Raw genomic sequence first — 15,035 nt, forward strand, 5'->3', positions numbered from 1 at the left:
TGCCGACTGGCGCGACGCCGCCCGCGAAGCGCCGAACCGTCAATCAAGCGTCATACCCATTTGGCCTCGTGAGCGCCGACCCTCGCCGGCGGCAGCGCAAAAAAAGCAGGCGTTTCATCGAGGCGCTCAGCGGGCAACGCGGCCAGAACATGGCCGAATTCGGATTGCACGGTCCCGAGACAATCCCGCACATCGTCGATGGAAACGTCAGGCGTTTTCCAGCCGTCGGCAAGCAAGCCAAAAGACTGCAACCATCGGCCGGTCTGCGCGAGCGAGACTCTGACATGCCAACTGCCGCCTTCGGTGGCGCGTCGGGCCAGCGCGGCCATCGCGCCGAAGGCAGCCAGATAGCCGGTCGCGTGGTCCAGCGCCTGACACGGCAGGTGCCGGGGCTCATCCGCGCCTGCCGCCTCGCGTTCAGTGAAAGCGATGCCGCTTGCCGACTGCACGAGACTGTCGAACCCGCGCCGACGAGCCCAAGGTCCCTCGTGCCCGTAGGCTGAGACCGACACATAAACGATTCCGGGCCGCACGCGCGCCAGATCGTCGGGACCGAAGCCTCGCGCCGCCAGGGCGCCGGGGCGATACGCCTGCAAGAACACATCGGCGTCGCCGGCGAGTCCGCGTAAGGTGTCGCGTCCAGCCGCGTCGCGCAGGTCGAGCAGCGCCGAACGCTTGCCGCGTCCGTTGTCGATTACGAGCGGCGCGATGTTCGGCAAGTGCGGCCCGTTGATCATCAACACGTCCGCGCCGTGCTGCGCGAGTGCCCGTCCGGCCACCGGCCCCGCAATGATGCGCGACAGGTCCAGCACGCGCACACCCGTCAGCGGACGATCCGCGCCGCCCTCTCGCGGCGGCTCGGCCGGCGCGTCGCCGATACGCTCGATCTCGAACAACGGCAGTCCCGCAATCGCTTTCGCCTGGTCGAGCGCGGCCCACTCGTCGGGCGAGCGGATCAGCGCGGCGCACAAGCCCGCGTCGGCGAGCGTCTGATCGAGCGCCGCGCCATCCCAGCCGCGAATCGCCTCGGCCACCGCGGCGCGATCGTTCTCGCAGCCGAGCACCTTCAGCACGCCGTGCAAGTGATGCGCGAAATTCGTATGCAGTTGAATCCAGCGGCCGTCTCGCGTTTCGTAGAAGCCCGTCACCGGATCGCGCAAGGCGGGCGGCGGCCCATCGTCGATGCGCAAATAGCGTTCGCTGCGAAACGACGCTAGCGCGCGCCGCATCTCGACCGTGACGTGTTGCCCGCGCCCGCTACGCAAGCGCCGGTATTCGGCCGCCGCGAGGCCGGTCGCGGCGATGGTCGCCGAGGCGAGCGTGCCGACCCGATAGACCGACGGCAGGCCCGGATCGGCGCCGGTCAGCGAGACCGAACGAAGCGCCGCCGGGTCGCATCCCGCGACGGTCCAGATATGTTCGAGCGCGAGTTCAGGCGTCATGTCGTTGCACCAAAGTCAAAGGAAGGTACACCGAGTCTAGGTTTTCGTCCCGCGTGGATCAATCTTGATTATGATAATCAACATATACTGATTTCTTGGGTTTTTGCTTCTCGCCATGCCGACATCGACCTTCCTCACCGCGCCGCAAGCCGCCGCCGAGCTCGGCGTCAGCCTTCCCACGCTGTATGCGTATGTGAGCCGCGGCATGCTGAGTTCGTCACCGAATATGGACGCGCAAGGCAAGCACCGGCTTTACGACGCCGGCGAAGTGCGGCGCCTCGCGCGGCGCAAGAAAGACGGCAAGCGCGCCGGCAAGGTCGCGCAAAAGGTGTTGGACTGGGGCGTGCCGGTGCTCGAATCGTCGATCACGCTGGTCGCCGAGGGCCGTCTGCTGTACCGCGGGCACGACGCGATGGAGCTGGCGCGCACGGCATCGCTGGAGGATGTCGCCGCGTTGCTATGGGAATGCGGCACGCGGCGCATTGCCGATGCGCCTGCCGTGCCGCTCGGCAATGCGCAATGGGCGGCATGGCTGAAACTCTGGAGCGACAGCACGCCGCTCGACCGCGCGCTCGTGCTGCTGCCGGCCGCCGCGGCGCAGATGCCGCGAGTATGGGCGCTCGGCCGCGACGCCGAACTCGACAATGCCTGCGCCGTCATGCGGCTGCTGGCGGCCGCGATGATCTCGGCGGCGCCGTCGAACGAGCCGCTGCATCGGCAACTGGCTTCAGCGTGGCATGTGCGCAACCGGCAGCAGGCTGGGCTGCTGCGCGCGGCGCTGGTCGCCTGCGCGGACCATGAACTGAACGCGTCGACCTTCACGGTTCGCTGCATCACGTCGACGGGCACGCATCTGTTCGGCGCGGTGGCGGGCGGCCTGGCGGCGTTGGCCGGGCCGCGTCACGGCGGCGAGACCGCGCGCATCGCCGCGCTGTTCGACGAAGCGTCGCGTTCGGCCGATCTCGACCGCTATCTGGCGAACCGTCTCGCGCGCGATGAACACCGCGCGCAGGGGCCGGTGTTGTCGGGCTTCGGCCATCCGCTTTATCCCGCGGGCGACCCGCGCGCGCGACTGCTGCTGCAGATGCTGGCCGACTGCGCGCCGGCCCGCTCGCCGCTCGGCGAAGTGCTCGCGCTGGCGCGCGCGGTACGGGACACAACAGGCGCGGAGCCGACCCTCGACTTCGCGCTCGCCGCCATCGAGCGGGTGCTGGCTCTGCCGGCCGGCGCAGCTTTCACGCTGTTCGCGACGGGCCGGGTAGTCGGCTGGATTGCCCACGCAATGGAACAGACGCGCGACGGCCGCTTGATCCGGCCGCGCGCGCGGTACATCGGGAATAGGTGAGCGCGTGGCGATCGCGTCACCACGGCCCGTTGTCAGGCAACGCCTAACCAGCGCGGCAGCCAGCGCAACACCGGCAAGTGGAGCACCGGACTCGTGGCCGCCCGCTCCGAGCCGCTCGCCAACGCGAAACGCGCGCCGGTCTGCCCGGCGCTGACCCAGGCCACCGCCTTGCGCGGCAACTCGATCGACTGCCCCGTTGCGAGCCAATGATCCTCGCTGTCGCCTTCCACGGTCAGCCAGATCTCGCCCGAGATCACCTTGAAGATCGACGGACGCGCGACACGCCAGGCCGCCGCGGGCTCGCCATGTTCCAATTCGAAAATCCGGACTTCACGCATCGCTTCCTCCTTCAGAGAACTTTTCCGTTGAATTGATTATTGACGTGCGATCATCGGAAACCCATGCACAGTTCCGAACAGTTCCATCGGAACTGTTCAGTCGAAAAACCAGACAGTTGGCGACGCCTGCGCGTGACGAAACCACGCGTTGAACGCTTCGCGCGCACACCGGAGGCCAGGGGCGAAGGAAAGAACCGCATGAAACTCGACATCTCAATCGATCGCGACAACGGCGTGCCGCTCACCGAGCAGATCGTCACGGGCGTCACCGCGTGGATCCGCTCGCGCACCGCGCGTCCCGGCTCGAAGCTGCCGTCGATCCGCCAGTTCGCGGCCGACTACGGCGTGAGCCGCTTTCCGGTGATCGAGGCCTACGACCGGCTGGTCTCGCTCGGCTACGTGGACTCGCGCCACGGCTCCGGCTTCTACGTCGCCGATCGCCAGCCGGCGAACACGCCGTGCCAGGGCAGCTCGGACCCGCGCCGCGCCGAGGACGAATCGGGTCATCTCCTCCAGCAGTTCAACCATCCGGGCGAGACGCTCAAGCTCGGCAGCGGCTTCATTCCCGAAAGCTGGCGCGACACGGACGGCATCGCGCAGGCGATCCGTCACGTCTCGCGCACGGACCCGGCGAGCATGGTCGATTACGCCACCCCGCTCGGCAACGTCGCCTTGCGCGAGCATCTGCAAGGCCGCATCGGCCAGTTGGGGATTCACGCGGACGCATCGCAAATCCTGATCACCAACGGCGCGAGCCAGGCATTCGATCTGCTGATGCGCTACATGCTCAAGGCGGGCGACACGATCTTCGTCGAGGACCCCGGCTACTACAACCTGTACGGCCTGTTGAAGCTGCACGGCGTGAAACTGGTCGGCATTCCGCGCACCCGCACCGGTCCCGATCTGGAGGTGATGCAGGCGCAGTTGAAGCTGCACCGGCCCAAGCTGTTCTTCATCAACACCGTCTTCCACAATCCGACCGGCACCACGGTCGCGCCGCCCGTGGCGTTCCGGCTGCTGCAACTGGCGCGCGAGCACGGCTTCTCGATCATCGAGGACGACGTCTACGCCGACTTCCAGGCCGACCCCACCGATCGCCTCGCGACCCTCGACCAGCTCGAACACGTGATCTACATCGGCGGGCTGTCGAAGACGCTGTCGTCGTCGCTGAGGATCGGCTGCGTGGTGGCGAGCCACGCGATCATCAAGGATCTGGTCGACATCAAGATGCTGACGAGCATCGGCGGTTCGCGCTTTGCCGAAGCGGTCGCGGTATCGCTGCTGGAGCGCGGCGCGTACCGCAAATATCTGGAGCGCCTGCGCCGCCGCATGCGCGACGCGCTCGGCTCGACCATCCAGACGCTGGAAGACGCGGGTTGGGAACTGTTCGAGAAGCCGGTCGGCGGCAAGTTTCTGTGGGCGCGCGTGCCGCATGTGGAGGACGCGCAACGGCTGGTGGAATGCGGTGCGCCGTTGGGCGTGACGGTGGCGCCCGGCAACTACTTCCGCCCGAGCATGGAGGTGAGCCCGTGGATCAGGATTCACGCGGCGTTCGGCAACGAGCCGCGTGCCCAGGCGTTCTTCCGTGCGGCGGCGGCGTTGCCGGATCTGCGCGGCTGACTTGCGCGATCGCAAGGGCACGGCGCCTGCGCGAGGCCGGGCTTTTCCCTAGAATGGCGAGTCCCAGCCAGCCCCTGCGCGCCTAAGCGCTCTCCATGTCCACGCCGACTCCGCCCCTCGCCGACATCTCCGCAACGCCATCGGCCCGCTCGCTCACCGTGATGCTGTGGCTGGTCGCCACCGGCTTCTTCATGCAGACGCTCGACGCGACGATCGTCAACACCGCGCTCCCCGCGATGGCGACGAGCCTCGGCGAGTTGCCGCTGCGCATGCAATCGGTGGTGATCGCCTATTCGCTGACGATGGCGGTCATGATCCCGGTGTCCGGCTGGCTCGCCGACAAGTTCGGCACGCGGCGCGTGTTCTTCAGCGCGATTCTCGTGTTCGCGGTCGGTTCGTTGCTGTGCGCGAACGCGCATACGCTGAATCAACTGGTGGTCTTTCGCATCGTGCAAGGCGTGGGCGGCGCGATGCTGCTGCCGGTCGGACGGCTGGCCGTGCTGCGCACCTTTCCGGCGGAACGCTATCTGCCGGCCTTGTCGTTCGTCGCGATTCCGGGCCTGATCGGTCCGTTGATCGGCCCGACGCTCGGCGGCTGGCTCGTGAAGATCGCCTCGTGGCACTGGATCTTTCTGATCAACGTGCCGGTGGGCATCGTCGGTTGCATCGCCACGTTCATCTTCATGCCGGATAGCCGCAACGAAAACGTCGGCAAGTTCGACATGAAGGGCTACCTGCTGCTGATCGTCGGCATGGTGGCGATTTCATTCGCGCTCGACGGCCGCACCGAGTTCGGCATTCAGCACGCCACGGTGCTCGTGCTGCTGATTCTGAGCCTCGCCTGTTTCGTTGCATACGGGTTGCATGCGGTACGCGAGCCCGCGCCGATCTTCTCGCTCGACCTCTTCAAGATTCACACGTTCAGCGTCGGCCTGCTCGGCAATCTGTTCGCGCGGATCGGCAGCGGCGCGATGCCGTACCTGATTCCGCTGCTCTTGCAGGTGAGTCTCGGCTATAGCGCGTTCGAGGCCGGCATGATGATGCTGCCGGTAGCGGCCGCGGGCATGGCGTCCAAACGTCTCGTGACGACGCTGATCCTGAAGTACAGCTATCGGCGCGTGTTGATCGTCAACACGGTGCTGGTCGGCTTGACGATGGCCAGCTTCGCGCTCACCAGCACGGGCCAGCCGCTATGGCTGCGGCTCGTGCAACTGGCGTTCTTCGGCGGCGTCAACTCGATGCAGTTCACCGCGATGAACACGCTGACGCTCAAGGACCTCGGCACCGGCGGCGCGAGCAGCGGCAACAGCCTGTTCTCACTGGTGCAAATGCTCTCGATGAGCCTCGGCGTGACGGTGGCCGGCGCCCTGCTCGCCACCTTCACCGGCTTGCTGCCGCGCGTGACCGCCGCCAACTCGCTGCCCGCGTTTCATGCCACTTTTCTAGCTGTGGGCATCATCACGGCGGGCTCGTCGTGGATCTTCGCGCAACTGTCGCCGGACATCCGCACGCCGGCGAAAAAGACCGATCCGTCGGAGCGCACTTGATGCTTGCGCGGGCGCGCTCATGAATGAGCGATGAACCGGCGATAAGCCGCTGACGAGCTTGTGACGAAAACAGTTGAGGAGCCGCCGACGATCTTGCGATGCGAGCCGCTGACGAAGCGCCGACGATCTTGCGACGCGGGCCGCTGAGGAGCCGCCGACGATCTTGCGACGCGAGCCGCGGACGAACCGCCAAGGAGCCGCCGACGAACCGCAACGGGGCGAGCCTCGCACCAGCGAAGTGCGAACAATCGCCTTCGCGCCCGCGCTGACGCCCAATCGACGCGTGCAAGCGTGACGGGCGCGCACGGAGGCTGTGTCTCAGCACTCGCATAGTTCTTGCTGGCTATCCTATAAACTTATGCTTTGCGCGTGCTGACCCGGGCCGAGCAGGCAAGCGCGCCGCCACCAACACACGACTGACATGATGAGCATGATCGAACTCGATCCACCCGGCTTCCAGCCGCCGCGCCCGATGGCCGGCGACGAAGGCTCGCGGCGCACTGTTCTGTACGGCGGCTACACCGTTTTCAGCGTGTTTCAGCCGGTTTTCTCGGTATCGCACCGGCGTGCGATCGGTTACCACGCGTCGCTGCGCGCCCACGACGAACATGCGCTGCAAGTGCCCTCCCACGAAGTGTTCACGCAAGCCGCCCGGCGCGGCGATCTGCTGGAACTCGGACGGCTCGCCGAATCGCTGCATCTGGGCAACTTCAACGCGTTCGACAGTCACGACGAATGGCTCTTCCTGAGCCTTCATCCGGCCGCGCTGATGGACACCAGCTACGGCGACGCGCTGCTTGCCGGCCTCAAGGCGATGGGTTTGCCGCCGCAGCGCGTGGTGCTGGAGGTGTCCGAGCAGGCCGGCGGCGAAACCACCCGCTTCGCCGAGATCATCGACGCGCTGCGCAAATCCGGCTTCCTGATCGCGCTCGACGGCTTCGGCGCGAAGCATTCGAATATCGACCGCGTGTGGAACCTGCGGCCGGACATCGTCACGCTCGACCGCTGCATTCTCGCGCAGGCCAGCGAACACTCGCATATCGAACGCGTGCTGCCGGGCCTCGTCTCGCTGCTGCACGAATCCGGCCAACTGGTGCTGATGGGCGGCCTGACCACCGAACGCGACGCGTTGATCGCGCTGGAATGCAACGTGGACTTCGTGCAAGGCGCGTTCTTCGCGGGTCCGAGCGTGGAACCGGTCAAGCCGCAAGCGGCGGCCGGTTTGATGGACTCGCTCTCCGCGGCGCTGCGCAAGCGCGTGACCGAACGCGAACGCGCGCAGTCCGCGCGGCTCGCCCCCTACGTGACGGCGCTGGAAACCGCGGCCGCGCAACTCGTCGCCGGCGAGCCGGTTTCCCGCGCGACGGCGCCGCTGCTCACGCTCGGCGAAACGGCGCGCTGCTTCGTACTCGACGGTTCAGGCCGGCAGATCGGCGACAACCTGCTGCCGCCAGGGCGCGCCTCGCAACGCGCCAAGCGCTTTCGCCCGCTGCTGCATTCGGAGGGCGCGAGCTGGGAGCGCCGGCCCTACTTTATCCAGGCGATGCGCCTGCCCGACCATGTGCATCTCACGCCGCCCTATCTGTCGATCAACGAAGCACACCTGTGCGTGACGGCCTCGATCGCCGCGCACACGCCGCACGGCACCCAGGTGCTATGCGTCGATATCAACTGGAAGTAGCGGCTCGGCGTAATCGAGGCGGCTGCGGAAACGGGGCCGCCAGGACGGGTGGCGCAACGGAACGACCCAACAGGACGACCAAGGCCGCCCGCCGCCCAGGCCACTTAGACCGGCACCGCCATTGAGTCCGCCGGGGCCGCCACGGCTGCCGGGCCGTGCTGGATTCGCGCGAGCAATCGGGTGACGGCCGGGCGGCCCAGCACACGGTTGGTTGCCTGCAAACGCGCGGCGCTGGTCACGACGCGCAACGCGACGATCTTCGCCGAGCCGTCCGCGAAGCGATTCGTGGACACCTCGATCAAGCCGACCACCTCGCCCTCGGAAAGCAACGCGATACACATCGCGCCCTCCATCGACAGCACCTCCGCATGGCTCGCCTGCCGCGCGAGCGACGTCACCTTGTCCATCCAGCCCGTCACTGCCGGTTCGCGCGTGCACACCGGCGCGTCGCTGACGACTTCCGGGGCGTCGCTGAAGAGGCGCAGCAAGCCGGCCCTGTCTTGTGCCTCCAACGCCGTGCGCAAGCGCTCCACGATCCGCGCATGGGCGGCGGGGTCGGGCCGGCCGATCGGCGCACCCGCACGCCGCAAGCGCTCTCTCGCCCGATGGACGATCTGCCGGCATGCAGCCGGCGTGCGCTCGAGGATCGCGCCGATCTCCTTGTAGTCGCAATCGAACGCTTCGTGCAACACGAACGCCGCACGTTCGTCGGGCTTCAGACGTTCGAGCAGCAGCATCACGCCATAAGACATGTCCGCCGCGCGCAAGGCCAGTTCCTCGGCCGAGGGCGCCAGTTCGTCGAGCCACGGCTCCGGCAACCAGCCGGCGGCTTGCGACGCGCGCTCGCGCCGCGCATGCCGCAACCGGTCGATCGCCGCGCGCGTGGCGACCGTGGTGAGCCAGGCGGCGGGCGTATGCAGTTCGCGCGCATCGGCGAGATGCCATTTGAGCCAGACGTCCTGCACCACGTCTTCCGCTTCGGCGCGGCTCCCCAGCATGCGGTACGCCAACGCGAGCAGGCGGGCGCGCGCGGCCTCGAAACTGGATGCCTTGTCGATTTCTTGTTTCGTCATGGGTAGACCTCCAGATCGTGCGTGGTGAAAAGACGCGGCGCGCCGCCTGCGGGTTTGTCGGGGCGCGCGACGCTGCCGGCAAACGCTGCCGGCATCTCTCAGCTTGACGGCTGGGCACCGGCCGATGTGACAGCTCGGCGCAAAAATATTTCGGTCACGCCGGATCACGCCGCCTCGTCATAAGGACAACAAGCGGCGCAATGGTGCGCCCTTTCGAATCAGGTGCCGCTACGGCTATCGGCGCGGCGCCGCATCACCTGGGGCAACTCATGCACTTCAACTATTCGCAGATCACCGGCCTCGGCCTCGTGCCCACCGTCATCGAACAGTCCGGGCGTGGCGAGCGCGCGTACGACATCTATTCGCGTCTGCTGCGCGAGCGCATCGTCTTTCTGGTCGGCCCCGTCAACGAACAGTCAGCCAGCCTGATCGTCGCGCAGTTGCTGTTTCTCGAGTCCGAGAACCCCGACAAGGATATTTCCTTTTACATCAATTCGCCGGGCGGCTCCGTGTACGACGGCCTCGCCATTTACGACACCATGCAGTTCATCAAGCCGGAGGTGTCCACCTTATGCACCGGCTTCGCCGCAAGCATGGGCACCTTCCTGCTCACCGCGGGCCAGCGCGGCAAGCGGTATGCGCTGCCGAACGCGCGCATCATGATTCACCAGCCGTCCGGCGGCAGCCAAGGCACCGCCGCCGACGTCGAGATTCAGGCAAGGGAAGTGCTGTATCTGCGTGAACGCCTGAACGGCATGATGGCCGAACGCACGGGGCGCAGCGTCGAGGAGATCGCGCGCGATACCGATCGCGACAACTTCATGTCGGCGGAGGGCGCGAAGGCGTACGGGTTGATCGACGACGTGCTGGAAAGCCGCGCGGCGCTCGCCGGCATGACTCGTCATCAGCACATGTAGCGCGGCACGTCCGCCCAGCGGTTCCGCCAACGGAAGCGGGCTTCGCGAAACGATTCTCCCGCGCCTGAATTTTCGCGGGAAAACGCTCGCTGCCGGAAAGCTTTCGCTTGCCGCATCGGTGCGCCTGGAATACAAAAGCTGATCACCCTCGCTGGAATCGCTATCATGATCGCGATTCGTCGAATTCGACGTTCGCTTCAATGGAGAGATATATGGCGTCATCCAACGAAACCGTCAGCATGGCGCTATTCTGCGACTTCGAAAACGTCGCGCTCGGCGTGCGCGACGCGAAGTACGACAAGTTCGACATCAAGCTGGTGCTCGAACGGCTGCTGCTCAAGGGCAGCATTGTCGTGAAGAAAGCGTATTGCGACTGGGACCGTTACAAGAGCTTCAAAGGCGCGATGCACGAGGCCAATTTCGAATTGATCGAGATTCCGCACGTGCGCCAATCGGGCAAGAATTCCGCCGACATCCGGCTCGTGGTCGACGCACTCGACCTCTGCTATACGAAATCGCACGTCAATACGTTCGTCATCATCAGCGGCGATTCGGATTTCTCGCCGCTCGTGTCGAAGCTGCGCGAGAACGCGAAGCAGGTGATCGGCGTCGGCGTGCAGCAGTCCACTTCCGATCTGCTGATCGCGAATTGCGACGAGTTTTTCTTCTACGACGACCTCGTGCGCGAGAGTCAGCGCACGGTCGCCAAACGCGAGTCGTCACGTCCGCAACAAGCGGCGCAGCCGGCGGCCAAACGCTCGCCCGACGAAGAGAAAGGCCGCAACAAGGAAGACCTGGAAAAACGCCGCACCAAGGCGGTCGAAATCGCAGTGCAAACGTTCGACGCGCTCGCGTCCGAACGTGGCGACAGCGGCAAGATCTGGGCTTCGGTGCTGAAGAACGCGATCAAACGCCGCAAGCCGGATTTCAACGAGACGTACTATGGTTTTCGCGCCTTCGGCAATTTGCTGGAAGAGGCGCATGCGCGCGGGCTGCTCGAGTTCGGCCGTGACGAGAAATCCGGCGCCTACGTATATCGGAGCACGGCGGCGAATGTAGCGGGCGAACACGCGAGCGAGTCGAGCGAAGCCGCGGAATCGGCGGAACAACTGTACGAGGCGCAGGTTGCCGAAGCGGCGATCGCCGAGTCGAGCGGCAAACACGAATCACGCCGGCGCGGTCGCGGCAATCGCAAGACAGGACGTGGTCAGCAGGAAGCCGTTCACGAAGAGCGCACGTCGGCCGAATACGGCGCGAGCGCGCAAGCTCAAGCCGAAGAAGCGCACTGGCATGCGCCCACGAGCAGCGAGCCGATTTCTCAGCAGCCGGAAGAGCAGTGGGCGCAGCCGTGGGCGCAAGCGGAAAACGCGCCAGTCGAACCGGTCAACGAGGAGAACACCGGCGAGCAGCCGGCGAACGCTGCGCCGCCCAAGCGTCGCAACGAACGCACGCCGCGCAAGACGGCAGCCAAAAAGGCGAGAAAGAACGCGCCGCGAGCAATCGACGAGATACCGGAAATCGCCGCGCCCGCTGAAGCACCGGCGCAGCCTGTCAGGGAAGAACAGGCGCCCGCGCCTGCAAAAAAAGCCGCGCGGAAAACCGCGCCGCGCAGCCGCCGTCCGCGTAAGACCGCGGCCACGAGCGACGCAGAATAAGCGTCCGGTTTGCGTGATGTGCGCGGCGCCGCATCACCGTAAGCGGAATACCGCGCGATACCGTTGGTGGCGCGTATGTATTTTTGTCGCGCGCGATCATCGGTGTGGCGAACGTGTTGCAGCCAGGTTTCGTTAGTAATACGGATACGGGGCGTACATGACCGGCGGCCCGTAGTAACGCGGCGGCGGCGCGACGTAGACCGGCTGAGGCGCATAGACCGGCTGCGGCACGTAGACCGGCATTTGCGGCTGCGAAATCGTGTTGCCCTTCGACGTCATGCATTGAGCGTACGCGGCGTCATACCGGGCCTGGAGGCTATTGGCCGAATACTGCGCGCCGTTCGCGCCGGCCGCGCCACCGAGCAGCAGGCCACTGCCCGCGCCGATGGCCGCGCCCGTGCCGGCGTTGCCGGCTGCCGCGCCGATCAGCGCGCCGACCGCGGCGCCGCCGAGCGTGCCGACGGCGGCGCTGTTGACGCTGTTCGCGGTCGAGCCTTGCGACGCGCCGGTCGCGTCGGACGAACGGTAGGCGTAATCGCGGCAAGCGTAGTCGTCCTGCTGGAACTGGTTGAGCGACTGCCCGCTGCGCGGCAGCGCGACCACGGAGGGACCGCTCGGCGGCACTACCGCACAACCGCCGAGGAACGCGAGTGCGACGGCGCCGACAGGTAACGCGACGCGCATCGGTTTAAGACTTGAGATCATGGTGGCGCAGCTTGCATGGGATGAGAAACATACGTTAGGCCAATCCACGTGAAGCATGTTTACCAGATCGTTACCGTATGTTTTTCATCCGCACTACACGCGCCGCCAAGGGCTTGCGCGAAAGTCGCGCGCGTCGGCTGGGGTGCTGGTGCACGCATTGCTCTGCCTGCCGTTGTCGTTACTAACTGTGACAAAGATGCGTCGCCACGCGCTTCACGACGCCGTCAGAAGAGCGATGGCCGGACGGTTCTACTGACGAATCCCGCTCCCGATAACCACTCCGGATCCGGCGCCACAAAAAGAAAAGCCCTCGCATTCGAGGGCCTTCTTGTCAGCTATCGAGCTTTACCGTGCAACGCCGCGTCTGGATTGCCCAGCCTGTTTATCACGCCGCACTTGAGCTCACCGGCAACCTCACGCGAAGTTCTTCGCCGCGAATTCCCAGTTGACGATGTTCCAGTATGCCTCGACGAACTTCGGACGCGCATTGCGATAGTCGATGTAGTACGCGTGTTCCCACACGTCGATCGTAACCAGTGCTTTTGCGTCGGTCGTGAGCGGCGTGGCGGCGTTGCTCGTCGACACGAGATCCAGCGAACCGTCTGCCTTCTTCACCAGCCATGCCCAGCCCGAGCCGAAGGTGCCGACCGCGGTCTTCGCGAACTCTTCCTTGAACTTGTCGAACGAACCCCACTTGGCGTTGATCGCGTCAGCCAGTGCGCCGGTCGGCGCGCCGCCACCTTGCGGCGACAGGCTGTTCCAGAAGAACGTGTGGTTCCACACTTGAGCCGCATTATTGAAGATGCCGCCGGAGGACTTCTTGACGATTTCTTCGAGCGACAGATTCTCGAACTCCGTGCCCTTGATCAGATTGTTCAGGTTGGTCACATAGGTCTGGTGATGCTTGCCGTAGTGAAATTCGAGCGTCTCTTCCGACATGTGCGGAGCGAGTGCGTTTTTCGCGAACGGCAGCGGCGGGAGCGTATGTTCCATGGTGCTTTCCTTCTGTCTGTATCTGTTGTGGGGAGTCTGCGGATAACGCTATAGAGCACTCGATTGTAGGCGAGTTGGAATAACCCCGCAAACCAACGGACTTTATGCACGGCATGGGTGAAACCGCCGTGAATAAAGCGTATTGAGTGCTCTCGCATCGCATGTGCCCGCTCCATGCGAGAGCGCGAAATCCCGCTGCCGCAACCTGTCGGCGAAATGTCAGAAACCGTCGGTAAGACGCGGCTGCACATCGGCGAGCGCGATGTCCGCGGCGCCTTCCGCGAGATGCACCGTCAGGCGCCGGCCCGGTTTCAACGACGACGGCGCGCGTATCGCGCGTCCGCTTTGCGCATCCAGCACGGCCGCATAACCACGCTCGAGCGTGCGCTGCGGACTCAGCACTTCCAGCCGTGCGGCGAGCGTTGCGATGCGAGCGGTCTGACGTTCATGGTGGCGCAACAATGCGGCGTCCAGCCGCTGCGTGAGATTGCCGAGCTTCGCCTGATGCGCGGCGAGGTCCGGACGCCAATGCTGCCAGCGCATCTGCAGCAACGAAAACCGCGCTCGCGCGTCACGCACCGGCCGCGCGCCCGCCGACGCGAGGCGCATGCTCAGTTGCTGCAAATGCGTGCGTTGCCGCGCGAGGCGCTCGCTCGGCGACACGAGCCTGCGCGCGAGCCAGTCGAGTTGTTGCGCGCGCCGCTCCATCATGCGGCCGAAGCCGCGCGCGAGCGTCGCATGCCGGTGATCGAGCTCGCGCAACAACAGGACGCGCTGCGGACTGACGAGTTCGGCGGCGCCGGTCGGCGTGGGCGCGCGCACGTCGGCGGCGAAATCGGCGATCGTGAAATCGGTCTCGTGACCGACGCCGCTCACCACCGGTATCGCGCTTTCCGCGATCGCGCGGGCCAGCACTTCTTCGTTGAACGCCCACAGATCCTCGATCGAGCCGCCGCCGCGGCACATGATCAGCACGTCGACTTCGCGCCGCGCGTTCGCCTTGTCGACCATCGCGGCGAGTTTGGCGCTCACGCCCGCGCCTTGCACGGGCGCGGGGTAGACGATCACCGGAATATGCGGCGCACGGCGGCACAAGGTGGTCAATACGTCGCGCAACGCGGCGGCTTGCAGCGACGTCACGATGCCGATCGCGCGCGGATGCGCCGGCAACGCGCGTTTGCGCTCGGCGGCGAAGAGCCCCTCGGCTTCGAGTTTCGCCTTGAGCCTCAGGAACGCTTCGTACAGACGCCCCTGCCCTGTGCGGCGCACTGCCTCGACATTCAGTTGCAGTTCACCGCGCGGCTCGTACATGGTGACGAGCGCGCGCACCTCGATGCGGTCGCCCTCGCGCGGCGTGAACTCCGCGTACTGCGCCCGGCCGCGGAACATCACGCAGCGCATCTGCGCCTGCGCGTCCTTGATCGAGAAATACCAATGGCCGCTCGCGGCGCGCGTGAAGTTCGACACTTCGCCAGCCACCCAGACGAGCGGAAACGAGCGTTCGAGCATCGTGCCGATCGCTCGGTTGAGCGCGGAGACGGGGACGACAACCTCACCGCCCGGCGTGGCGGACGAAGAAAAAGGACTTTCGGGATTCATGCGGGGACTATCCGTGACTGGCCGGACAGACGATAGACCGAGTGGCTATCGACGTCCAGCACGGCGGCTGAATTGTTAAAAGTGTCCACATGGCGGGACGCGCTCGGCAAATAGCGCCGG

12 protein-coding genes are annotated in these 15,035 nt (G+C 65.7%); 6 read left to right on the plus strand and 6 right to left on the minus strand.

What is annotated here, in order from left to right; translation table 11 throughout:
• Positions 1-50 precede the first annotated feature (50 nt).
• Positions 51-1,442, minus strand: a complete 1,392-nt coding sequence (locus ACTJLC_RS02540; protein WP_440843227.1) for a CoA transferase — start codon at positions 1,440-1,442, stop codon at positions 51-53.
• A gap of 115 nt (positions 1,443-1,557) precedes the next feature.
• Here ACTJLC_RS02540 and ACTJLC_RS02545 point away from each other — a divergent pair, with 115 nt between their 5' ends.
• A complete protein-coding gene (locus tag ACTJLC_RS02545) occupies positions 1,558-2,787 on the plus strand; it encodes a citrate synthase family protein (RefSeq protein ID WP_440843228.1) in 1,230 nt (409 codons plus the stop codon).
• A gap of 32 nt (positions 2,788-2,819) precedes the next feature.
• Here the strand turns inward: ACTJLC_RS02545 and ACTJLC_RS02550 are convergent, their stop codons facing one another.
• The gene (locus ACTJLC_RS02550) at positions 2,820-3,125 is read right to left on the minus strand and encodes a DUF2917 domain-containing protein (protein ID WP_073427011.1); all 306 of its coding nucleotides are present in this window, start codon (positions 3,123-3,125) and stop codon (positions 2,820-2,822) included.
• Positions 3,126-3,323: 198 nt separating this feature from the next.
• Between ACTJLC_RS02550 and ACTJLC_RS02555 the strand changes: the two genes are divergently transcribed.
• The 3 genes from ACTJLC_RS02555 to ACTJLC_RS02565 all read left to right on the plus strand — a co-directional run bounded on the left by ACTJLC_RS02555 (position 3,324) and on the right by ACTJLC_RS02565 (position 7,973).
• Complete coding sequence (locus ACTJLC_RS02555) at positions 3,324-4,745, plus strand: aminotransferase-like domain-containing protein (protein WP_114163576.1); 1,422 nt, start codon at positions 3,324-3,326, stop codon at positions 4,743-4,745.
• Positions 4,746-4,840: 95 nt separating this feature from the next.
• Positions 4,841-6,292, plus strand: a complete 1,452-nt coding sequence (gene mdtD / locus ACTJLC_RS02560; RefSeq protein WP_073427009.1) for a multidrug transporter subunit MdtD — start codon at positions 4,841-4,843, stop codon at positions 6,290-6,292.
• Positions 6,293-6,716: 424 nt separating this feature from the next.
• Complete coding sequence (locus ACTJLC_RS02565; protein WP_073427223.1) at positions 6,717-7,973, plus strand: EAL domain-containing protein; 1,257 nt, start codon at positions 6,717-6,719, stop codon at positions 7,971-7,973.
• Between the two features lie 104 nt (positions 7,974-8,077).
• Here ACTJLC_RS02565 and ACTJLC_RS02570 read toward each other — a convergent pair whose 3' ends face one another.
• Entirely contained in the window at positions 8,078-9,046 is a 969-nt protein-coding gene (locus tag ACTJLC_RS02570) for a sigma-70 family RNA polymerase sigma factor (protein ID WP_440843229.1), read from the minus strand.
• A 269-nt stretch (positions 9,047-9,315) separates the two neighbouring features.
• On the opposite strand from ACTJLC_RS02570, the gene clpP reads away from it, so the two are divergent.
• Entirely contained in the window at positions 9,316-9,963 is a 648-nt protein-coding gene (gene clpP / locus ACTJLC_RS02575; RefSeq protein ID WP_073427007.1) for an ATP-dependent Clp endopeptidase proteolytic subunit ClpP, read from the plus strand.
• Positions 9,964-10,175: 212 nt separating this feature from the next.
• Positions 10,176-11,618: an NYN domain-containing protein gene (locus tag ACTJLC_RS02580; RefSeq protein WP_440843230.1), complete on the plus strand. Its 1,443-nt coding sequence runs from the start codon at positions 10,176-10,178 to the stop codon at positions 11,616-11,618.
• Between the two features lie 132 nt (positions 11,619-11,750).
• Here the strand turns inward: ACTJLC_RS02580 and ACTJLC_RS02585 are convergent, their stop codons facing one another.
• The 3 genes from ACTJLC_RS02585 to xseA form a co-directional block, all read right to left on the minus strand.
• Entirely contained in the window at positions 11,751-12,323 is a 573-nt protein-coding gene (locus ACTJLC_RS02585) for a glycine zipper family protein (protein WP_073427005.1), read from the minus strand.
• Between the two features lie 414 nt (positions 12,324-12,737).
• Complete coding sequence (gene sodB, locus ACTJLC_RS02590; RefSeq protein WP_073427004.1) at positions 12,738-13,316, minus strand: superoxide dismutase [Fe]; 579 nt, start codon at positions 13,314-13,316, stop codon at positions 12,738-12,740.
• Positions 13,317-13,535: 219 nt separating this feature from the next.
• Positions 13,536-14,915, minus strand: a complete 1,380-nt coding sequence (gene xseA, locus ACTJLC_RS02595; RefSeq protein ID WP_310130004.1) for an exodeoxyribonuclease VII large subunit — start codon at positions 14,913-14,915, stop codon at positions 13,536-13,538.
• Between the last annotated feature and the right edge of the window lie 120 nt (positions 14,916-15,035).

It is taken from the genome of Paraburkholderia sp. 22099, from assembly GCF_052045835.1.
GTDB lineage: Bacteria > Pseudomonadota > Gammaproteobacteria > Burkholderiales > Burkholderiaceae > Paraburkholderia > Paraburkholderia terricola.

What these genes read in the sequence shown, in the direction of transcription:
- ACTJLC_RS02565 (WP_073427223.1), top strand. Translation starts at nt 6,717, where the DNA reads ATGAGCATGATCGAACTCGATCCACCCGGCTTCCAGCCGCCGCGCCCG.
- ACTJLC_RS02545 (WP_440843228.1), top strand. Translation starts at nt 1,558, where the DNA reads ATGCCGACATCGACCTTCCTCACCGCGCCGCAAGCCGCCGCCGAGCTC.
- mdtD (WP_073427009.1), top strand. Translation starts at nt 4,841, where the DNA reads ATGTCCACGCCGACTCCGCCCCTCGCCGACATCTCCGCAACGCCATCG.
- ACTJLC_RS02550 (WP_073427011.1), bottom strand. Translation starts at nt 3,125, where the DNA reads ATGCGTGAAGTCCGGATTTTCGAATTGGAACATGGCGAGCCCGCGGCG.
- ACTJLC_RS02570 (WP_440843229.1), bottom strand. Translation starts at nt 9,046, where the DNA reads ATGACGAAACAAGAAATCGACAAGGCATCCAGTTTCGAGGCCGCGCGC.
- sodB (WP_073427004.1), bottom strand. Translation starts at nt 13,316, where the DNA reads ATGGAACATACGCTCCCGCCGCTGCCGTTCGCGAAAAACGCACTCGCT.
- clpP (WP_073427007.1), top strand. Translation starts at nt 9,316, where the DNA reads ATGCACTTCAACTATTCGCAGATCACCGGCCTCGGCCTCGTGCCCACC.
- ACTJLC_RS02540 (WP_440843227.1), bottom strand. Translation starts at nt 1,442, where the DNA reads ATGACGCCTGAACTCGCGCTCGAACATATCTGGACCGTCGCGGGATGC.
- ACTJLC_RS02580 (WP_440843230.1), top strand. Translation starts at nt 10,176, where the DNA reads ATGGCGTCATCCAACGAAACCGTCAGCATGGCGCTATTCTGCGACTTC.
- xseA (WP_310130004.1), bottom strand. Translation starts at nt 14,915, where the DNA reads ATGAATCCCGAAAGTCCTTTTTCTTCGTCCGCCACGCCGGGCGGTGAG.
- ACTJLC_RS02585 (WP_073427005.1), bottom strand. Translation starts at nt 12,323, where the DNA reads ATGATCTCAAGTCTTAAACCGATGCGCGTCGCGTTACCTGTCGGCGCC.
- ACTJLC_RS02555 (WP_114163576.1), top strand. Translation starts at nt 3,324, where the DNA reads ATGAAACTCGACATCTCAATCGATCGCGACAACGGCGTGCCGCTCACC.